Annotated in this window: 17 protein-coding genes and 1 tRNA gene; 10 read left to right on the forward strand and 8 right to left on the reverse strand. The window is 60.8% G+C overall.

Features of this window, described 5'->3' with window-relative positions; translation table 11 throughout:
• Nucleotides 1-325 precede the first annotated feature (325 nt).
• Both AB8B29_RS14295 and AB8B29_RS14300 read left to right on the forward strand, forming a co-directional pair.
• On the forward strand, nt 326-652 hold the full coding sequence (locus AB8B29_RS14295; protein WP_113118685.1) for a hypothetical protein: 327 nt from the start codon (nt 326-328) through the stop codon (nt 650-652).
• Between the two features lie 61 nt (nt 653-713).
• A complete protein-coding gene (locus AB8B29_RS14300) occupies nt 714-1,331 on the forward strand; it encodes a hypothetical protein (RefSeq protein WP_439006581.1) in 618 nt (205 codons plus the stop codon).
• Here AB8B29_RS14300 and AB8B29_RS14305 read toward each other — a convergent pair.
• The 5 genes from AB8B29_RS14305 to AB8B29_RS14325 all read right to left on the reverse strand — a co-directional run bounded on the left by AB8B29_RS14305 (nt 1,328) and on the right by AB8B29_RS14325 (nt 5,591).
• Nucleotides 1,328-2,109, reverse strand: a protein-coding gene (locus AB8B29_RS14305) for an IS5 family transposase (RefSeq protein WP_439006582.1) whose coding sequence is annotated in 2 segments (ribosomal slippage) — nt 1,328-1,779 and nt 1,779-2,109 — 783 coding nt in all. Because the reading frame shifts where the segments join, the coding sequence is not laid out codon by codon here. The genes AB8B29_RS14300 and AB8B29_RS14305 overlap by 4 nt on opposite strands.
• A gap of 75 nt (nt 2,110-2,184) precedes the next feature.
• Nucleotides 2,185-2,598, reverse strand: coding sequence for an 8-oxo-dGTP diphosphatase MutT (gene mutT / locus AB8B29_RS14310; RefSeq protein WP_092573235.1), 414 nt, complete (start codon nt 2,596-2,598; stop codon nt 2,185-2,187).
• Nucleotides 2,595-3,404 carry a GNAT family N-acetyltransferase gene (locus tag AB8B29_RS14315; RefSeq protein ID WP_047553440.1) on the reverse strand — a complete coding sequence of 270 codons (810 nt, stop codon included), beginning with the start codon at nt 3,402-3,404 and terminating at the stop codon, nt 2,595-2,597. Before AB8B29_RS14315 ends, mutT begins: the two co-directional genes overlap by 4 nt.
• Nucleotides 3,385-4,626 (reverse strand): bifunctional glutamate N-acetyltransferase/amino-acid acetyltransferase ArgJ, encoded by a 1,242-nt coding sequence (argJ, locus tag AB8B29_RS14320; RefSeq protein ID WP_113118686.1) that lies wholly within the window; start codon nt 4,624-4,626, stop codon nt 3,385-3,387. The genes AB8B29_RS14315 and argJ overlap by 20 nt, the downstream gene beginning before the upstream one ends.
• A gap of 62 nt (nt 4,627-4,688) precedes the next feature.
• Complete coding sequence (locus AB8B29_RS14325) at nt 4,689-5,591, reverse strand: peptidylprolyl isomerase (protein ID WP_092573233.1); 903 nt, start codon at nt 5,589-5,591, stop codon at nt 4,689-4,691.
• A gap of 245 nt (nt 5,592-5,836) precedes the next feature.
• On the opposite strand from AB8B29_RS14325, the gene secA reads away from it, so the two are divergent.
• The 3 genes from secA (at nt 5,837) to AB8B29_RS14340 (ending at nt 11,422) form a co-directional block, all read left to right on the forward strand.
• A complete protein-coding gene (gene secA / locus AB8B29_RS14330) occupies nt 5,837-8,557 on the forward strand; it encodes a preprotein translocase subunit SecA (RefSeq protein WP_037196663.1) in 2,721 nt (906 codons plus the stop codon).
• Nucleotides 8,558-8,729: 172 nt separating this feature from the next.
• The gene (locus AB8B29_RS14335; protein WP_047554338.1) at nt 8,730-10,148 is read left to right on the forward strand and encodes a lipopolysaccharide biosynthesis protein; all 1,419 of its coding nucleotides are present in this window, start codon (nt 8,730-8,732) and stop codon (nt 10,146-10,148) included.
• Between the two features lie 2 nt (nt 10,149-10,150).
• On the forward strand, nt 10,151-11,422 hold the full coding sequence (locus tag AB8B29_RS14340; RefSeq protein ID WP_037196670.1) for a GNAT family N-acetyltransferase: 1,272 nt from the start codon (nt 10,151-10,153) through the stop codon (nt 11,420-11,422).
• Nucleotides 11,423-11,504: 82 nt separating this feature from the next.
• Here AB8B29_RS14340 and AB8B29_RS14345 read toward each other — a convergent pair whose 3' ends face one another.
• A complete protein-coding gene (locus AB8B29_RS14345) occupies nt 11,505-13,151 on the reverse strand; it encodes an AMP-binding protein (protein WP_047553448.1) in 1,647 nt (548 codons plus the stop codon).
• A 253-nt stretch (nt 13,152-13,404) separates the two neighbouring features.
• Here AB8B29_RS14345 and AB8B29_RS14350 point away from each other — a divergent pair, with 253 nt between their 5' ends.
• The gene (locus AB8B29_RS14350; protein WP_037196674.1) at nt 13,405-14,385 is read left to right on the forward strand and encodes an aldo/keto reductase; all 981 of its coding nucleotides are present in this window, start codon (nt 13,405-13,407) and stop codon (nt 14,383-14,385) included.
• 198 nt (nt 14,386-14,583) lie between these two features.
• Nucleotides 14,584-15,378 (forward strand): methyltransferase domain-containing protein, encoded by a 795-nt coding sequence (locus AB8B29_RS14355; RefSeq protein WP_047640859.1) that lies wholly within the window; start codon nt 14,584-14,586, stop codon nt 15,376-15,378.
• A 51-nt stretch (nt 15,379-15,429) separates the two neighbouring features.
• On the opposite strand, the gene AB8B29_RS14360 is transcribed toward AB8B29_RS14355, so the two are convergent.
• Entirely contained in the window at nt 15,430-16,017 is a 588-nt protein-coding gene (locus tag AB8B29_RS14360) for a TetR/AcrR family transcriptional regulator (protein WP_047553457.1), read from the reverse strand.
• Nucleotides 16,018-16,250: 233 nt separating this feature from the next.
• Between AB8B29_RS14360 and AB8B29_RS14365 the strand changes: the two genes are divergently transcribed.
• Together AB8B29_RS14365 and AB8B29_RS14370 are read left to right on the forward strand one after the other, a co-directional pair.
• Nucleotides 16,251-17,549 (forward strand): MFS transporter, encoded by a 1,299-nt coding sequence (locus AB8B29_RS14365; RefSeq protein WP_047640860.1) that lies wholly within the window; start codon nt 16,251-16,253, stop codon nt 17,547-17,549.
• Between the two features lie 142 nt (nt 17,550-17,691).
• Nucleotides 17,692-17,776, forward strand: a tRNA-Leu gene (locus AB8B29_RS14370).
• Between the two features lie 78 nt (nt 17,777-17,854).
• Here the strand turns inward: AB8B29_RS14370 and AB8B29_RS14375 are convergent.
• Complete coding sequence (locus tag AB8B29_RS14375) at nt 17,855-18,094, reverse strand: hypothetical protein (protein ID WP_081938725.1); 240 nt, start codon at nt 18,092-18,094, stop codon at nt 17,855-17,857.
• Nucleotides 18,095-18,323: 229 nt separating this feature from the next.
• On the opposite strand from AB8B29_RS14375, the gene AB8B29_RS14380 reads away from it, so the two are divergent.
• Nucleotides 18,324-18,917, forward strand: a complete 594-nt coding sequence (locus AB8B29_RS14380) for a YqaA family protein (protein ID WP_037196680.1) — start codon at nt 18,324-18,326, stop codon at nt 18,915-18,917.
• Nucleotides 18,918-18,926 lie beyond the last annotated feature (9 nt).

An 18,926-nucleotide genomic window follows, 5' to 3' on the forward strand; every position in this document is an offset into this window, starting at 1 on the left:
TCATAAACGATCCCTTAATATCCACATGCAAATTAATGAGGCGTAATATTCCGGGACAGCGCCCGATTCGGGCTATAGGCCTGATATTAAATGGCTAATTTCTGTTAACCATACTTGCCGGATGCCGTCTCTGAGCGCGCCAAATATGTGCGCTGCAAACTCAAACAAGACCCGGTGCGTCATCAGGCGACAAACTCCTCTTAGAATAGCACGCCAAAGAATAGTTATAAATAGATTACACCAATAGATTGATGTTGACGCCCACTCGCGCGAATGCGACGCATGACAAAGATACTATTCTCATAAGTTGTGGCGGAGCTGACATATGGTGGGGTTGTTCAAAGCGGTCGGCGGCCTCGTTGTCGCCTTCGCGATCGTGTTGGCCGTCTCGATGCTTTTCATCGGTGGCATCGGCGGCTTTGTCGCGGGGCTGGCCGCGGCGCTTTTCTATGCATTTTGCGGTGCCGTGATTTTTACCTTCGGATTGATGCTCGAGCATCTAGAGGCAATCCGCCGGGATTCAGCCAGACAATCGGAAGTGCTGACGGAGTTGCTCCGGAGAACACAGAAGACAGAGCCTTCCCATCGAGAGGCTACGGCGAATAATCTCGATCAGCTCGCTCAGTCGAACTTCCGCTTCAAGGAAATCTAGGCCCTGTTGACAAAGTCCGTGGTGATAGTGCGATAAGATCGCTCCATGGCGGAGGTTTTTGATGTCCACACTTGATCGAGAAATAAGACTTCGACTTAGTGTGCAACACGCGTTGCTTGGGGCAGTATCGTCGGCGCTAGCCGCTGTTACGTGCGGCTGGAATGGCAACGAGATTGTCCTCGAATTCTTGATTGACTCGGACTTCAATGATGAAGATCGAGAACGTATGGAGGTAGTCGCATCTGAGGTCGTCGCGGATTTCGGTGATGAAGCGATAACGACTATCTTCACGTCACTACCTTCAGAAGGGCCGAAGATCCCAGTCGCTAAGCGATGGTGGGCTTACAAGCGATTTCAGCCAAACGCCATGTCAGTTGATCGAAAACTGGAGTGGCCCATCGTTGTGCAGATACTCGCGCTTGTCGACAGGCTCTTTCAAGAGAAAGCGTCCTGGCCGGAACTCATCAAGCAAATAAGAGGTGCAGCCGACGTGGATATTTTGACGGCGGAAAAGATTGCGCTTTCCCACAATGGATGGCGACGATTGTGTAACTATCGGATCAATCATGATCCTGAATGCAAGAAACAGGCGTCACGGCACATGAAAATCCATGGGCCAAGCTCACTGATTTCATCAATCGGCGGACGCTTTGCCGTCGCAGGGCCAGAGTTGAACTAAAGGCGTTCCGTGAAGTGCGGCAGCCAGATTTTTGCGGCGGCCAGTGAAAGGAACGCTTCGAAGGAAGTTCGCGTTTTGTCGTAACGGGTGGCAACCCTGCGGAACTGCTTGAGCCGATTGAACATTCGCTCGATTCTGTTGCGGTCTTTATATGTTTGAAAGTCGCAGGATGGCGGGTTTTTGCGGTTCGCTTTCGGCGGGATAACTGGACGAACACCGTGGATAAGCAGCTCTTCACGAATGGCGTCGCCGTCGTAGCCCTTGTCGGCGAGAAATGACCTGGGTTTGCCGACGGGCATGGCGAGAAGCGCGGGAACGGCGCTGTAGTCGGAGGTCTGGCCACCTGTCAGGACAAAGCCAAGAGGGCGTCCCTGACCGTCTGCGCGGGCATGGATTTTCGTCGTAAAGCCGCCGCGTGATCGACCAAAACCCTCCTTGTGAGTCCCCCTTTAGCGCCCGCAGCCTGCGAATGGCCGCGAACCGTGGTGCTGTCGATCATATGTTGCCAGTCGTCAGTCAGCCCAAGTTCGACAAGCGTTTCCAGAAGTGCGTCCCATACGCCTTGTTCGGCCCAGCGACGGAAACGAACATAGACCGAATTCCATTTGCCATATCGCTCGTGCATATCTCGCCACGGACAGCCAACGCGCAGAACATGGAGCATGCCATTGAAAAAGCGGCGATTGTCATGCGACGGCCGAGACTTGCGGCCACGCTCGGTCGGCAACAGCGGTTCGACGACCCGCCATTCCTCATCACTCAAATCGCCTCGCGCCATGGCTGCCTCCTAAAAAGCAGTCTTGAATCACGCCTCAGCCGATTTGGGAATGCACTTTGTCAACAGGACCTAACCCTAAAGCAGATCCTGCAGGAATGGGATCAGCGGCTCATCGGCCGGCGGCATCGGATAGTCGCGCAGGGCCTGCGGCCGCACCCATTTGATCGCCTGCCCTTCCCGGCCATGCGGGATGCCTTCGTAACGCCGGCAGATATAGAGCGGCATCAGCAGATGGAAGGTTTCATAGGTGTGGCTGGCGAAAGTCAGCGGTGCCAGGCAGGCAATCTTGGTCTGGATACCGAGCTCTTCCTCAAGCTCGCGCACCAATGTCTCCTCCGGCGTCTCGCCGGTCTCGACCTTGCCGCCGGGGAATTCCCAGAGACCGGCCAGCGACTTGCCCTCGGGCCGCTGCGCCAGAAGAATCCGGCCATCCGTATCGATGAGCGCACAGGCGGCAACGAGAACGATCTTGCGGCCAGCTTCGCTCATGCTTCCTCCGAAGATTGCCAATAGCAATAGCGATAGGCCTCGCGGAATCCGAAGCGGGCATAAAGCGCCAGGGCCGGCTCGTTGTCGGCGGCGACCTGAAGCCAGGCCGTCTTGGCGCTGCGCATCCGCGCCCAACGCAACGCCGACGTCAGGATTTCGGCACCCAACCCCTTGCGCCGATGCTGCGCCGAAACGGAAACCGACAGAATACCGGCAAGATCATTATCCTGTACGCAAAGTGTCGTCGCCACGGGTCCGGCATCGTCATTTTCGATGACGAAGAGACCCGACGGCGGCTTAATGCTGCTCACCACCTCGGCCAGCGCGGGCTTCAGGGCCGGATCAGCCCCATCAACCAGCAGGCTCGCATCGACGTAGCGGCCGACGTCATGGCTCGGAAGGTGATCGAGCATATCCGGCAGCTCCAGATCGACCAGATCGGCGATCATGACGAGCGTCTCGTCGAACCGCGTCCAGCCGCGCTTCTGCAGGAGATCGATGAGCTGCGACGAGGCGAGCGGCGTCTCGCGCACCACCATCGGCCTGCCATAAGCTTCGAACTTCCGCCGCGCCTTCGCCAGCCGGATTTCGAGATCGCGATGATCGGAGGGGTCGAGCGGCACCACCGAATTGAGCCGCTTCGACGGATGACCCGCCGTCAGCCGCACCTGCCAGCTGCCATCATACTGCACGGACGAAGCAGGCCATGCCCGAAAGCCAACTGCTTCGAGCCTGCGCACCAAGGGCAGCTTGTTTATCGTGGACTGCGCATGCATCAGCGAGATATCAGCTCCGGTAGTCGCCATTGATGGCAACATATTCCTTGGTGAGGTCGCAGGTCCAGACCGTCGCGCGGCCATTGCCGAGGCCGAGATCGACCTTCACGGGAATATCCTGCCGCTTCATCACGTTCGACGCCGCCTCCTCCGAATAGGAAGCGTCGCGCTCGCCGTTGACGGCAACGCGGACATCGCCGAACCAGATGGCGAGCTTGTCGCGATCCGCCATCTCGCCGGCCTTGCCGACCGCCATGACGACGCGGCCCCAATTGGCGTCTTCGCCGGCGGCCGCTGTTTTGACCAGCGGCGAATTGGCGATGGAAAGCGCAATGCGCTTCGCGGCAGCGTCATTTTCGGCGCCGGTCACGGTGATCTCGAGCATCTTGGTGGCGCCTTCGCCGTCCCGGACGACCTGGATGGCGAGGTCCTTGAGGAGTTCGTTGAGTGCCGTGCGGAACGCCGCGAGCTTCGGGTCATCGGCGCGGTCGATGCGCGCCTGTCCGTCAGCCGCGGCAGCGCCGGTGGCAAACAGCATCAGCGTATCCGAGGTCGAGGTATCGCTGTCGACCGTCATGGAATTGAAGCTCGGACCGACACCATCGGACAGCAGCGCCTGCAGCGCGGAAGAGGAAATATCGGCATCCGTCACGACGAAGGAAAGCATCGTCGCCATATCGGGGGCGATCATGCCCGCACCCTTGGCGATGCCGTTGATGGTGACCTTGACGCCATCGATCTCGGCGCTGCGGGTCGCAACCTTCGGATAGGTATCCGTGGTCATGATCGCCTTGGCCGCTTCGAACCAGAAATCGCTGACGGCATCCTTCGCCATGGTGTCGAGCACGCCGGCAAATTTGGTCGCGTCCAGAGGCTCGCCGATGACGCCTGTCGAGGCGAGATAGACTTCGTTTTCACCGCAACCGACGGCAGAGGCAGCGGACTTGGCGGTCAGTTCTGTCGCCTGGCGGCCCTTCAGCCCGGTAAAGGCATTGGCATTGCCGGAATTGACGACGACGGCGCGAGCGCTGCCATGCGCCAGGTTCGCCCGGCAGAAATCGACGGGAGCCGAGGGGCACTTCGAGCGTGTGAAAACGCCTGCGACGGCTGCCGGCTTGTCGAAGACCATCAGCAGGACGTCGGTCCGGTTCTTATACTTGATGCCGGCGGAGGCCGTGGTCATGCGCACGCCGCGAAGGGCAGGCATGGAAGCGAAGGTTCTGGGTGCAAGCGGAGAGACGGAACCGGACATGAGAGCCACCTGATAGTGAAAGGCCCGGAAAATCCGGGCCCGATGATCTTGCTTGCGACTGCTTACTGCTGCGGCTGGGCGTCAGGAGAGACGGCGTCGTCCGCCGGTGCTGCGTCCTGCTGCTTCTGCGCATCCTCATAGGCCTTGCTGAGAGCCGGGTCGCTGATGGCGACCTTGCTGTCCTGCTTGGCCTTGTTCAGGAGTTCAAGATACTTGTCGCGCATGACGAGCTGACGAACCTGGTCCTTGACCTGATCGAACGGCGGTGGCGGAGCCACGCGCTTGTCTTCGACCTTGATGACATGCCAGCCGAAATCGCTCTTGACCGGAGTCTTCGTATAAGTGCCAACCGGCAGGGCAAAGGCAGCGTCTTCGAATTCCTTGACCATGCGGCCATGGCCGAAATAGCCGAGATCGCCGCCGTCGGCCTTGTTCGGATCGGTGGACTTTTCCTTGGCGAGTTCGGCGAAATCCTTGCCGCCGTCGAGTTCCTTGATGACTGCCTTGGCTTCATCCTCGGTCTTCACCAGGATATGGCGGGCATGCACTTCTTCCTGCTTCGGAAGGGCGGCGACTTCCTTGTCGTAGCGGGCCTTGACTTCGGCATCCGTGATGGCGTCGGCAACATGCGCCTTGAAATAGGCATTGTGCAGCTCGCGGTCGCGCAGATAGGCCATGTGAGCCTGGAAGTCCGGAGTCTGATCGAGCTTCTCGGCGGCGGCCTTCTGCGAAAGCAGCTTCACGTCGATCGAAGCCGAAAGCGCGGCGACCTTCTTCTGGTCGTCCGGAAGCTGGCCGAGCTGCGGATCAAGATTGGCGATCGCCAGATTGAGTTCGGACTGATGGATTTCAACGTCGCCGACCTTGGCGACAACGGGATCCTGGGCATCAGCCGCAAAGACAGGCGCCTGGAAGGTGATGATTGTTGCGAAAGCAACCGCAGCAAGTTTGTTGTACTTCAACATAAAATAACCCTTCGGTGGTCTCGACCGGCTCGACAGTTATGATTCCGGCGTGAAAAAGCCTTCAGCAGGAGAATGTGGCCTTTGTGTATCGGCCAAATCCCGTTGACATCAATCGACCCCCCTCTTATCTGTCACGCAACCTCGCGTCCAGAACAGTTTCCGGCCGTTTTGTGCTAAACTCCCGTTTTTTTGGGAATGGATAAAGCAGGATACGGCAGGATGAAATCTCAGAAAGGACCAGTAACATGGTCAGCCTAGGTGGAATTGCCCGCAAGTTGTTCGGCTCGTCCAACGACCGCCGCGTGAAGTCGTTCCAGCCGAATGTCGTTGCCATCAATGCGCTCGAGCAAGAGATGCGCGCGCTGTCCGATGAAGCTTTGACCGCCAAGACGGTTGAGTTCCGCCAGCAGCTCGCCGATGGCAAGACCCTCGACGACCTCCTCGTTCCCGCCTTTGCGGTGGCCCGCGAGGCGTCGCGCCGCGTTCTCGGCATGCGACCTTTTGACGTACAGCTCGTCGGCGGCATGATCCTTCATTCCAATGCCATTGCCGAAATGAAGACCGGCGAAGGCAAGACGCTCGTGGCGACCCTGCCGGTCTACCTGAATGCGCTGGCCGGCAAGGGCGTGCATGTCGTCACGGTCAACGACTACTTGGCACAGCGCGACAGCGCCACCATGGGCCGCCTCTATGGCTTCCTAGGCATGACCACGGGCGTCATCGTCCACGGCATGTCCGACGACGAGCGGCGCGACGCCTATGCCTGCGACATCACCTACGGCACCAACAACGAGCTCGGCTTCGACTATCTTCGCGACAATATGAAATACGAGCGCGGGCAGATGGTCCAGCGCGGCCATCCCTTCGCCATCGTCGACGAAGTGGACTCCATCCTGATCGACGAAGCGCGCACGCCGTTGATCATTTCAGGCCCGCTCGACGACCGTTCCGATCTCTACACGACGATCGACGCCTTCATCCCGCGCCTTTCGAAGGAAGATTACGAAATCGACGAAAAGCAGCGCTCGGCCAACTTCTCCGAAGAAGGCACCGAGAAGCTGGAAAACATGCTGAGCGAGGCCGGCCTGCTCAAGGGTGAATCTCTTTATGACGTCGAGAACGTCGCGATCGTCCACCACATCAACAACGCGCTCAAGGCCCACAAGCTCTTCCAGCGCGACAAGGACTATATCGTGCGCAACGATGAAGTCGTCATCATCGACGAGTTCACCGGCCGCATGATGCCGGGCCGCCGCTATTCGGACGGCCAGCACCAGGCTCTGGAAGCCAAGGAACGGGTGCAGATCCAGCCGGAAAACCAGACGCTGGCGCAGATCACCTTCCAGAACTATTTCCGCATGTACGGCAAGCTCGCCGGTATGACCGGCACGGCGTCGACGGAAGCGGAAGAATTCGGCAACATCTACGGCCTCGACGTGATCGAAGTGCCGACCAACCTGCCGATCCAGCGTATCGACGAGGACGACGAGGTCTATCGTACGCATGAAGAGAAATTCAAGGCAATCATCGCCGAGATCCTGGATGCGCACAAGCGCGACCAGCCGGTGCTCGTCGGTACCACATCGATCGAAAAGTCGGAACTTCTCGCCGACCTCATGCGCAAGCAGGGCTTCAACAACTTCCAGGTCCTGAACGCCCGCTACCATGAGCAGGAAGCCTACATCGTCGCCCAGGCCGGCGTTCCCGGCGCGGTGACGATCGCCACCAACATGGCCGGCCGCGGCACCGACATCCAGCTCGGCGGCAACCTCGAAATGCGCGTCGAGCGCGACCTGCACGATGTCGAGCCCGGTCCGGAGCGCGACGCTGCGATCGCCAGGATCGCCGAGGAGATCCAAGTACTCAAGCAGCGGTCGATCGCCGCCGGCGGTCTCTACGTCATCGCCAGCGAGCGCCATGAAAGCCGCCGCATCGACAATCAGCTGCGTGGCCGTTCCGGCCGTCAGGGCGACCCCGGCCGCTCGAAATTCTACCTGTCGCTGCAGGATGACCTGATGCGCATCTTCGGCTCCGACCGCATGGACGGCATGCTGCAGAAGCTCGGCCTCAAGGAAGGCGAAGCCATCGTCCATCCCTGGATCAACAAGGCGCTGGAACGCGCCCAGAAGAAGGTCGAAGCCCGCAACTTCGACATCCGCAAGAACGTTCTGAAGTATGACGACGTGCTGAACGACCAGCGCAAGGTCATCTTCGAGCAGCGCGTCGAGCTGATGGACGCGACGGATCTCACCGAAACCGTCGGCGACATGCGCCACGACGTCATCGAGGATCTCGTCGCCAAGCATATTCCTGAACGCGCCTATGCCGAGCAGTGGGACGCCGATGGCCTGAAGGCGGCGGTCGCCAACTTTTTCGACATCGACCTCCCGATCCACGACTGGGTCAAGGAAGAGGGTATCGCCGAGGACGACATTCGCGCACGCCTGACGGAAATCACCGAAAAGGCGGCCACCGAAAAGGCTGAGCGTTTCGGCCCCGAGATCATGACCTATGTCGAGCGCTCCATCGTCCTGCAGACGCTGGACAATCTTTGGCGTGAGCATATCGTCAACCTCGACCATCTGCGTTCGGTCATCGGCTTCCGCGGCTATGCCCAGCGCGACCCGCTGCAGGAATACAAGGCCGAGGCTTTCGAGCTGTTCCAGGCACTCTTGAACAACCTGCGCCAGGCCGTGACAGCCCAGCTCTCACGCGTCGAGCTCGTGCAGCAGCCGGCCGAACCGCAGACCCCGCCGATGCAGGCACGCCATATCGACGCCACGACAGGCGAAGACGAGTTCGCGCCGTTTAGCCTCGCAAGCGAAAGCTTCGTGTCTCCGGAAAGTCGCGACCCGCAAAACCCGGCAACCTGGGGCCGCGTCGGCCGCAACGAGGCATGCCCCTGCGGCTCCGGCAAGAAATACAAGCATTGCCATGGCGCCTTCGAGAGCACCGAAGTCGTCTGACATATCGTTGCTTTTGAAAATCAACAGGATGCCGCCTTCGGGCGGCATTTTTTGTTGCGGTGAGCCGCCATCGCTTATGTCGCTTTCAAAGGTTATAAAGAACTGATTCTTAACTCTCCTCTGCCAAGACTATCGCAGGTTGATGTCATATTTAAAGTATTGCGTATCGATGATGGCGGTCTTTCAAACAGCAGAGAGAATGCTGCCGTCCGCATTGCGGACTGCGCTATCGCCATATCTGCATAAACTTGCCGACCTTCTCACGGGCCACGACGAAAAGTCCGTTTCGCAGCGCATGGCACTGATCGCCTTCGCCATCCGCATTGCCGGCGCAGCACTCGCCTTCGTCTCGCAGATCGTCCTCGCCCGCCTGATGGGCAGATTCGAGTATGGCGTCTTCGTCTTCGTCTGGGTGCTGATGATCCTCTTCGGCAACCTCGCCTGCTTGGGCTTCCCCACCGCCGTCATCCGTTTCCTGCCGCAATATGAAGCCAGCGGCAATCATGACGCCGTCCGCGGCCTGAATGCGACGGCGCGCCTGTTCGTCGTCGCGGTCTCCGGCGCCCTGGCGCTGATCGGCGCGATCCTGCTTTATGCCTTCAGCGGCAAGATCGAGCACTACTACGTCATGCCTGTTTTCCTCGGGCTGATTGCCGTGCCGATGATCGCGCTCGGTGACGTTCTGGATGGCACGGCGCGCGCCAAACACTGGCCGATCATGGCCTTGAGCCCGACCTTCCTGATCCGTCCGACGCTGATCCTGCTCTTCATGCTCGCCGCTGTCCTTGCAGGCGCACCTCACGATGCGGTCACGGCCATGGCAGCGGCGCTGGCAGGCGCGTTTACGAGCGTCCTCCTGCAATACCTCGCCGTGACTTTGCGCCTGCGCCGCCATTATCCGAGCGGCGCGAAAGCCACCGAGTTCAATGCCTGGCTGGCGGTCGCCTTTCCGATATTCCTGGTCGAAGGCGTCGGCTATCTCCTTACCAATTCGGACGTCATCGTCGTCGGGATCTTTCTTGATCCGGAGGAGGTCGCCGTCTATTTCGCCGCCGCCAAGACCATGGCTCTGGTTCATTTCGTCTATTTCGCCGTCAAGGCAGCCATCGGCCCGCGCTTTGCCGCCATCATCGCCGAAAACGACCGGTCCAAGCTCGCCGCCTTCGCCACCGAAGCGACGCGCTGGACCTTCTTCCCGGCGCTGGCCGTCGGCCTTGCCGTCCTGGCGGCCGGGCAGTTCCTTCTGTCGCTTTTCGGCGCTGCCTTCGCCGAAGGCCAGGTGGTGATGGCCATCCTGCTTGCCGGCATCCTCGTCAAGGCACTGGTCGGTCCCGCCGAAGTGCTGCTGACGATGGCGGACAAGCAGATGCTCTGCGTCTATCTCTATGCTGCCGCGCTCGTCGCCAATATCAGCCTCAACGTCATCCTCATTCCGCATTTCGGCATCGAGGGTGCGGCCATTGCCGGTGCCGCCGCCATGGCGGTCGAGGCCCTGCTTCTGCATCTTGCCGTGCGCCATGCGCTCGGCATCACGCTATTCGCGCTCATCCGCCGCCCGGCGGCACTCGCAACGACGAACGGGGCTCTCTGATCATGGCGCGCCCTCCCTTTACCGAAAGTACCGACAGCCAAGTGAATGCCCTGACGCATACGCTTGCATCGCTGCATTTCGAAACGCCGAAGGCCGAGGCCCGCGCCGAAGTCGGCCGGGCCGGGCGTGAACTCTGCCTCTATCCCGGCAAGCTCGGTTATGAGCTGCAGGACGAGTTGGACTTCCTGTCCAATCGCGCCATGGAGCCGAACGTCTTCTTCTCCGGACGCTTCCTGGCGCCTGCCATGCCGCGGCTCGAAGACCGGCAGGTACGGCTCGCCCTGATGCGCGACAACAGCAGTACGCGCAGCCGCATGCGCCTGCTGATGCCCTTTACGGTCGACAAGCCGGGCTTTGCGCTCGGCCCCTCGATCATCCGCGTCTGGTCGAATTCGTTCGGCCCGCTCGGCACACCGCTGGTCGATGCGGAGGATGCCGGCGAAACGCTCGACAATCTCTTCGAAGCGCTGGCCCGACAGGAACTGCACCTGCCGACCACGCTCGTACTTCCTGATATCCGCCTGAACGGCCGTTTCGCGCAGATGGCAAAGGTTATTGCCATCGGCCGAAATCTGCCCATTGCGGTCGCAAACCCCTTCCAGCGCCCGATACTCGACAGCAAGGACGATGCGCTCGCCTATCTGAAGCGGACGATCTCGAACGCGCATCTGCGCGAAATGCGCCGGCAGTGGCGTCTCTTGGAAAACCAGGGCGAGGTCACCTATAGCGTCGCCCGCCAGCCTCGCGACGTTCACCAGCGCATGGAAGAATACCTGGCGCTCGAGGCAAGCGGCTGGAAGGGCAAAAAACGTTCGGCTCTGGTCACCGATCGCCATCATGCCGCCTTTGCCCGCGAAGCGATCTCCAACCTCGCGGCCGTCGACGCCGTGCGTATCCACACCATCGATCTCAACGGCAAGGCCATCGCCTCGATGATCGTGCTGATCATGGGCGGCGAGGCCTATACCTGGAAGACGGCCTATGACGAGGCCTATGCCCGCTATTCGCCGGGCAAGCTGCTGATGGCCGAGTTGACGGAGTGGCATCTCGACGATGCCAACGTCGTCCGCTCCGATTCCTGCGCGGTGCCGGATCATCCGATCATGAGCCGTTTCTGGCATGAGCGCGAAGAGATGGGCACGCTGATCATCGGCCTCGCCCAAAACGGCGACCGCGACGTCCGGCAGGTGGCCACGCAATTGCACATGTATCGCAGCACCCGCAACATGGCGAAACTGCTGCGCGAAAAGATCCTGTCGCTTACGAAGCGCTAAAGCAATTCCAGCAGAAGTGCGCAGCGGTTCTGCGTCCGGAATTGCTTGAAAACAAAGAGATAGGGCATTTCCGTGACTCCGTCTAAGACGGAAATGCTCTATCTTCGGCGGTCGCCCGCTCGCGCAGCAGGCGACGGATCACCTTGCCCGAGGTCGTCAGCGGCAGCGCGTCGACGAACTCGATCTCGCGCGGATATTCATGCATGGAAAGCCGCGTCTTCACCCACTCGCGGATCTCCACTGCCAGCGCCTCGCTCGGCTCGCGGCCGGGCACCAGGACGACATAGGCCTTGACGATCTCGGTCCGCACCGCATCCGGCTTGCCGACGGCCGCGGCAAGCTGCACCGCCGGATGGCCGCCAAGGCAATCCTCGATCTCGCTTGGGCCGATACGATAGCCGGAAGAGGTGATGACATCGTCGTCGCGGCCGACGAAGGAAACATAGCCCTCGGTATCCTGCCGGCCGATATCGCCGGTCAGCAGCCAGTCACCGGCGAACTTCGCTTCCGTCGCCTTCTCATCCCGCCAATAGCCAAGAAACATCACCGGATCAGGTCGCCTTATCGCGATCTGCCCGCTTTCGCCCAAGGCGACCTCGACGCCATCGGCATCGACGACCGCAATCCGATGTCCGGGCACCGGCTTTCCCGTCGCGCCGGGGCGGCTGACACCGAAGGCCGCACTGGACGACAGCACGAAATTGCACTCCGTCTGGCCGAAGAATTCGTTGACGCTGATGCCGAGCGCCGAGCGCGCCCATTCGAAGGTCTCGCGGCCGAGCGCCTCGCCGGCCGAGCCGATGGTGCGCAGCTTGAGATCGTAATGCGCCCGGGGATCATCGACGGCTTTCAGCAGTCTTAGCGCCGTCGGCGGGATGAAGGCGTTGCGCACGCCCATTTCGGCCATGATGCGGAAAGCCGTGTGCGGGTCGAACTTCTGAGCCGGAGAGGAGACGACGGGCACGCCGAGCATCAGGCTCGGCAGCAGGGCGTTCAACAGGCCGCCGGCCCAGGCCCAGTCGGATGGCGTCCAGAGCTTGTCGCCGGCTTGCGGAAAGCCCTCATGAGCGAACTGCATGCCGGGAATATGCCCCGGCAGGACGCGATGGCCGTGCAGCGCGCCCTTCGGCGGCCCGGTCGTGCCCGACGTGAAGATCATCAATGCCGGATCGTCCGGGCCTGTATCGGCCAGCTCGAAGAGCGGCGGATGTGCGGCCACCAGATCGGCAAAGCCTGCGACATCTTTCTCCGCACCGTCGATGCTGATCACCTGAACCAGCTCCGGCAGCCGGTCGCGGATCGGCCGTAGCCGCTCGAGGCCGAACTGGTTGGTGACGATCGCGGATGCACCCGAGACCTTCAGCCGATATTCCAGCGCCTCGGCACCGAACAGCAGCGCCAGCGGCAGGGCGATCGCCCCCATCTTGTAGATCGCCACATGCGCCACGACCGTCTCGAAACTTTGCGGCAAGAGCAGCGCCACCCGGTCGCCGGCGCGGACCCCGAGTGCCGAAAGCGCATTGGCGAACGCGGCGGAGCGATCCCGCAACGCGCCATAGGTCATGGAGAGATGATCGCCGTCCGGATTGAAATGCTGCAGGCAGATCCGATCCGGCTCGCCTTCGGCCCAGGCATCGCAAACGGCGTGCCCAATGTTGAACTTCGCCGGAATTTCCCAACGAAAATCGCGATAGAGGGCTTCGTAAGTATCACGCGGGGGCAATTTCATGCGGAATTCCGAAAATGGTGCGGTGCAGCTAACACCTGTCGCCCTAGGGGTTCAAGGAAACATTTGAAATTCCCGTCTTCCCCGCCGCGCGAATTGCCTTATTTATTGAGTAATATTTCGAAGCTCTTCACGAACAGATACACTGATCGGCGGCTTTGCTCCGCTGGCTTACCCTTGGTGACGCATCCACTTTGCCTGCCCCTCGGCGGCAGAGCGTTGTTGCGCCGGATACTTGAACGGACGGAGAATATCGATGGAATACGTAAAGCTTGGCAGGACCGGTCTTGAAGTCTCGCGCATCTGCCTGGGTTGCATGACCTATGGCGACCCTGACAAGGGCACGCACGCCTGGTCCCTGAACGAGGAACACAGCCGTCCGCTGCTGCGGCAGGCGATCGAGGCCGGCATCAATTTCCTCGATACGGCCAACACCTATTCCAACGGCTCGTCCGAGGAAATCGTCGGCCGCGCCATCAAGGATTTCGCGCGCCGCGACGACATCGTGCTCGCCACCAAGGTTTTCAACCGCATGCGCCCGGGTCCGAACGGCGCCGGCCTTTCACGCAAGGCGATCTTCGACGAGATCGACAACAGCCTGCGCCGCCTCGGCACCGACTATGTCGACCTCTACCAGATCCATCGCTGGGACTATACGACGCCGATCGAGGAAACGCTGGAAGCGCTGCACGACGTCGTCAAGGCCGGCAAGGCTCGCTATATCGGCGCCTCCTCCATGTATTCCTGGCAGTTCGCCAAGGCGATCTACACCTCGCGCCTCAACGGCTGGACCGAATTCGTCAGCATGCAGAACCATCTGAACCTGCTCTATCGCGAGGAGGAGCGCGAGATGCTGCCCTTTTGCGAGGACCAGAAGATCGCCGTCGTCCCCTGGAGTCCGCTTGCCCGCGGCCGCCTCACCCGCGATTGGGACGAAGCGACGGCACGCACGGAATCGGACGAATTCGGCAAGACGCTCTACACCCAGGCTGTCGACGCCGATCACAAGATCGTCGACGCCGTCGGCGCCATCGCCAAGGCCCGCGGCATCGCCCGCGCGCAGGTCGCCACCGCCTGGATCCTGCAGAAGAGCGCCGTCACCGCGCCGATCATCGGCGCTTCCAAGCCCGGCCACATCACGGACGCCGTCGCTTCGCTGGCCGTCAAATTGACGCCGGAAGAGATCGAGGCACTGGAATCGCCCTATATCCCGCATGGTGTTGCCGGGTTTAAGTGACCGGAGATTTTGGAGCTGGTCAGGCGCAAACGCCTACGGGCATGCTGGTGCAGCAAGCTCCTTCTCCCCGAGGGGAGAAGGGGTTCCGCCGCAACGGTACCGTTGAGCCCGCGGCAAATCGCGCAAAAGTTATTTCACGCGCCGGTCACAATTGAGTCATAACGGGATGAGGTACCCCTTGCCCCCCGAGGACCGCTCATGACCACAGTTCCCTTCATAGCGCGGCGCTTTCAATCGACGGCGGCCTATTACCTGCGCTATCGCATCTCCTATCCCGACAGGCTGATTGACCGCGTCGCCGAGCGCAGCGGCCTGAAGCCCGGCGACCATGTGCTCGACCTCGGCTGCGGCCCCGGCCAACTCGGCATCGCTTTCGCGCGGCTGCAGGGCGCGGCTGTCACCGCAATGGATCCAGAACCGGAAATGCTCGCCGCCGCCGAAGCCGGCGCTCAGGATGCCGGCGTCGAAATCACCGTACGCCAGGGCTCCTCCTACGATCTCGGACCTGATATCGACAAGCTGCATCTCTGCGTCATGGGCCGCTCCTTCCACTGGATGGACAGGCCGGCAACGCTTGCCGCGCTGGACAAGCTGATCGAGCCTGATGGTGCGGTCGTCCTGTTCCACGATAAAAGCATCCTCGCGGAACCGGACTGGCGCGGGATCGTCGAGCCGCTGGCGGAAGCCTATTCGCCCGAACGCAACGCCGACCGCCTGCTGCGCAAGAGCAAGGCCTGGGCGCCGCATGAAGTCATGCTGCTGGCCTCGCCCTTCCGCAATCTCGAACGCATCGGCATCGTCATGGAATATACAAGGGATATCGAAGACATCGTCGGCCGTGTCTTCTCGATGTCGTCTACCTCGCCGCAGGCGCTGGGCGACAAGGCGGCGGAATTCGAAGCGGCGCTCCGCGCGGAACTGCTTGCGGCCGCACCCGACGGCAAGTTCAAGGAGATCGTCGAGGCGAACGGGCTGCTCGCCTTCCGCGACTAGAGCAATTCCAGGAAAAGTGCGTAGCGGTTTTCCGTCTGGAATGCTATATAGTCAGCCCTCGTCTTTACCAGGCGGAGGCGTCAGCTCCTGCCGGGTTGCCGACAGGAATTCCTGCGACAGCGCCGGATCGTCCATCGCCCGCGCCAGGATGACGGCGCCGACCATGGCCGAAAGGCTGGCAAAGGCCTTGCGGCGGCGGTCCTCCGGCGCTTCGCCGGGAACGATCTGCTCGAGGACATCAACCAGTCCCATCAGGCCGCCGGTAAAGGTCGATTGCATTTCGGGGCCATGACGGCTGACCTCCTGCGTCAGTGCCGCGAAGACACAGCCGGTCGCATGCTCGACGACGTTGCGATGCGAGAGGTAATGGGCAAGCAGCGCTTCGAGCGGCTGCTCCGGCGAGCTTGCCGCCACTTCCTTCCAGCGCTCGAGCGAGCGCGACACCAGCGCCTTGCTCGCCTCGCAGGCCAGCTCGTCCTTCGATTCGAAATGACCGTAGAAGCCGCCATGCGTCAGGCCGGCGGCCTTCATGATCTCGGCGACGCCGATGCCGTCAAAGCCTTTTTCGCGAAAAAGCTCTCCCGCGACCGCAAGAATCTTCTCGCGGTTCTCGGCGAATTTTTCCCGGCTCACTCTCATCAAAAAACTCCATCAGAGCTTCAATAAATATGAATTGACAATTTATATGATGGCCATCATCAATACGCAACAAATATGATTGCAATCATGTAAATGCCTTTACACGAACGTTCAAGCCGGGAGAACGGCATGGCGCTACAAGCGAAAACGGCACCCCCGGTCTTTCGCCGAAAAGCGCTCCCACCGCTCGCCCATCCTGACGCCAAGACACGAAACTTTATTGGAACGCACCCATGGTCTCCACTGCTCTTGCTTCGACGCTCGCCCGGCGTAACATCCATTATGGATGGGTGGTCGTCGGCGCCACCTTCCTAACCATGCTCGTCACGGCCGGCGCCATGGGCGCGCCCGGCGTGCTCATCAAGCCGCTGCAGGACGAGTTCGGCTGGAGCACGTCGTCGATCTCCTCGGCGCTCGCCGTCCGGCTGTTGCTGTTCGGCCTGATGGGGCCTTTCGCCGCCGCCTTCATGAATTATTTCGGCGTTCGCAAGGTCATCGTTTTCGCGCTTGCGACCATCAGCGTCGGCTTCATCGGCTCGCTGTTCATGACGCAGGTCTGGCAGCTGCTGCTCTGCTGGGGCATCATCGTCGGCTTCGGCACCGGGCTGACCGCCATGGTGCTGGCGGCGACCGTTTCGACCCGCTGGTTCACCAAGCATCGCGGCCTGGTCATCGGCATGCTGTCGGCGAGCTCCGCCACGGGACAGCTCGTCTTCCTGCCGCTGATGGCCGAGCTGACGACGCGCTACGGCTGGCGCGCGACCGTGATCTTCGTCTGCGGCATGATCGTCGTTGCCGCCTTCATCGTACTGCTTTTGATGCGTGACCGTCCTTCGGACGTCAATCTGCCGCTGGTTGGCGAGATCCACGTCACGCCTGCGCCGCCCGCCACCAAGAACCTGAAGGCCGCACTCGCCTCGCCCCTGTCGGTCCTGAGGGAGGTATCCACGACCTCCACCTTCTGGATCCTGTTTGCCACCTTCTTCATCTGCGGCCTGTCGACCAACGGCCTGATCCAGACGCATTTCGTCACGCTCTGCGGCGATTTCGGCATCGTCCCGGTCGCAGCCGCCAGCATGCTCGCCGTCATGGGCATCTTCGATTTCTTCGGCACGATCGGCTCCGGCTGGCTGTCCGACCGCTTCGACAATCGCTGGCTGCTCTTCTGGTATTACGGCCTGCGCGGCCTGTCGCTGGTCTACCTGCCCTTCAGCAACTTCACCTTCTACGGACTGTCGATCTTCGCCGTCTTCTATGGCCTCGACTGGATCGCCACCGTGCCGCCGACCGTCAAGATCGCTGCCGATCGCTTCGGCCGCGAAAAGGCCGGCCTCGTCTTCGGCTGGGTCTTTACCGGCCACCAGCTGGGCGCCGCAACCGCCGCCTATGGCGCCGGCCTCACCCGCACCGAACTCAACACCTACCTGCCGGCCTTCTTCGTCGCCGGCGCCTTCTGCCTGCTTGCCGCGATCCTCGCGATCACGCTGCAAAAGTCCGGCTCCGCCACGAGGGGCCCGGCCCTGGCCCACTAGGCTCCGCAACGCAAAAGCCCATGGCGTCCACCCACGCCATGGGCCAAACCGCAACCCTGCGGAAACACTCGCAATATCTGCCGCACCCGGCTTGCGCGCCCCGCCGATCACATGCTAGACAGCCGCCTCGTCAGGATCCGTTGCCCCATTGGCGGAATTGGTAGACGCGCTCGACTCAAAATCGAGTTTCGAAAGAAGTGCTGGTTCGACTCCGGCATGGGGCACCATCTTTCAGGCAATGCAAGCTGCCTTCACACTGGTACACGCGCAGCGCTTCAACAAAAACTCCCGTTCGGCTGCCCAGATTACTGCACGAACCCTTGTTCGGCCATGCATCCTTTAAATGTCTCGTTTGAGGCAAAAGCACCGGCAATCCAGTACCTGCCGGCAATTACCTGCGTGTCGGAAGCTCGACCACTACAGATTGCTTTTGCCCGCTCAATTTGCCCTTGCTCTGTAGATGAAACGCGGTGCCAACCATTAGATGCGCTGCCGTTGCATCCGGCGAAGATCGCCCCCATAATTACGATATAAATTGCGCGCATTGATACCTCCCGAGATTCTTGACCTGAGGTTTCTATTCATTCTTTCTAAAACACGCAAAACGGGAGATTCGCGCAGTCTTCCCACGAAAGCAAGATGGCGGTATCTTTGAACGCCAAACTCCCCACCATCACGAAAAATTTTGATTTTGTGCGGCTTCCGTCACCCGGCGACCATTTACAGCCATAATCCTGCCCCCTAAAGGTTTGCAACGCAGCAACAGGGGACCTCATGCTTCGAAGACTTTACGACTGGACCATGTCGCTCGCCGGCCGCAAATCGGCGGAAATCTGGTTGGCTGTTATCGCCTTCGTCGAGAGCTCCATCTTTCTCGTGCCCGCGGACGTGCTGTTCCTGCCGATGTCGCTCGCCAAGCCCGAGCGCGCCTGGCGTTATGCGCTGACGGCAACGGTCGCCTCGGTACTCGGCGGCATTGCCGGCTGGGCGCTCGGCTATTTTGCCTTCGAGGCCATCGCCAAGCCGATCCTGGAATTCTACGGCAAGCTCGACGCCTTCAACCAGATGAGCGCCGGCGTCACCTATGGATGGGTGGTGCTGCTGCTGATCACCTCTGGCCTTGCGCATCTGCCGCCGATCAAGGTGGTGACCATCCTGTCCGGCGTCGCCCATATCGATCTCGGCCTGTTCATCGTCTCGGCGATCGTTGCCCGCGGCGCGCGCTTCTTCTTCCTGGCCTTCCTGCTGCGCCGCTATGGCGAATCCATCCGCCATTTCATCGAGAAGCGCCTCGGTCAGATCACCATGGCCGCCGCTGCCGTGCTGATCATCCTCTACCTCATCTTCCATTATGCCCTGGCGCGCTGACCAAGGAGC

It is taken from the genome of Rhizobium sp. 11_C7_N12_5 (assembly GCF_051811145.1).
Classification (GTDB): Bacteria; Pseudomonadota; Alphaproteobacteria; order Rhizobiales; family Rhizobiaceae; genus Rhizobium; species Rhizobium lusitanum.

Coding starts and splice junctions, on each gene's coding strand:
- AB8B29_RS14350 (WP_037196674.1), top strand. CDS start 13,405: ATGGAATACGTAAAGCTTGGCAGGACCGGTCTTGAAGTCTCGCGCATC.
- AB8B29_RS14355 (WP_047640859.1), top strand. CDS start 14,584: ATGACCACAGTTCCCTTCATAGCGCGGCGCTTTCAATCGACGGCGGCC.
- AB8B29_RS14315 (WP_047553440.1), bottom strand. CDS start 3,404: ATGGCGACTACCGGAGCTGATATCTCGCTGATGCATGCGCAGTCCACG.
- secA (WP_037196663.1), top strand. CDS start 5,837: ATGGTCAGCCTAGGTGGAATTGCCCGCAAGTTGTTCGGCTCGTCCAAC.
- argJ (WP_113118686.1), bottom strand. CDS start 4,626: ATGTCCGGTTCCGTCTCTCCGCTTGCACCCAGAACCTTCGCTTCCATG.
- AB8B29_RS14360 (WP_047553457.1), bottom strand. CDS start 16,017: ATGAGAGTGAGCCGGGAAAAATTCGCCGAGAACCGCGAGAAGATTCTT.
- AB8B29_RS14325 (WP_092573233.1), bottom strand. CDS start 5,591: ATGTTGAAGTACAACAAACTTGCTGCGGTTGCTTTCGCAACAATCATC.
- AB8B29_RS14365 (WP_047640860.1), top strand. CDS start 16,251: ATGGTCTCCACTGCTCTTGCTTCGACGCTCGCCCGGCGTAACATCCAT.
- AB8B29_RS14340 (WP_037196670.1), top strand. CDS start 10,151: ATGGCGCGCCCTCCCTTTACCGAAAGTACCGACAGCCAAGTGAATGCC.
- AB8B29_RS14300 (WP_439006581.1), top strand. CDS start 714: ATGTCCACACTTGATCGAGAAATAAGACTTCGACTTAGTGTGCAACAC.
- AB8B29_RS14375 (WP_081938725.1), bottom strand. CDS start 18,094: ATGCGCGCAATTTATATCGTAATTATGGGGGCGATCTTCGCCGGATGC.
- mutT (WP_092573235.1), bottom strand. CDS start 2,598: ATGAGCGAAGCTGGCCGCAAGATCGTTCTCGTTGCCGCCTGTGCGCTC.
- AB8B29_RS14380 (WP_037196680.1), top strand. CDS start 18,324: ATGCTTCGAAGACTTTACGACTGGACCATGTCGCTCGCCGGCCGCAAA.
- AB8B29_RS14295 (WP_113118685.1), top strand. CDS start 326: ATGGTGGGGTTGTTCAAAGCGGTCGGCGGCCTCGTTGTCGCCTTCGCG.
- AB8B29_RS14345 (WP_047553448.1), bottom strand. CDS start 13,151: ATGAAATTGCCCCCGCGTGATACTTACGAAGCCCTCTATCGCGATTTT.
- AB8B29_RS14335 (WP_047554338.1), top strand. CDS start 8,730: ATGGCGGTCTTTCAAACAGCAGAGAGAATGCTGCCGTCCGCATTGCGG.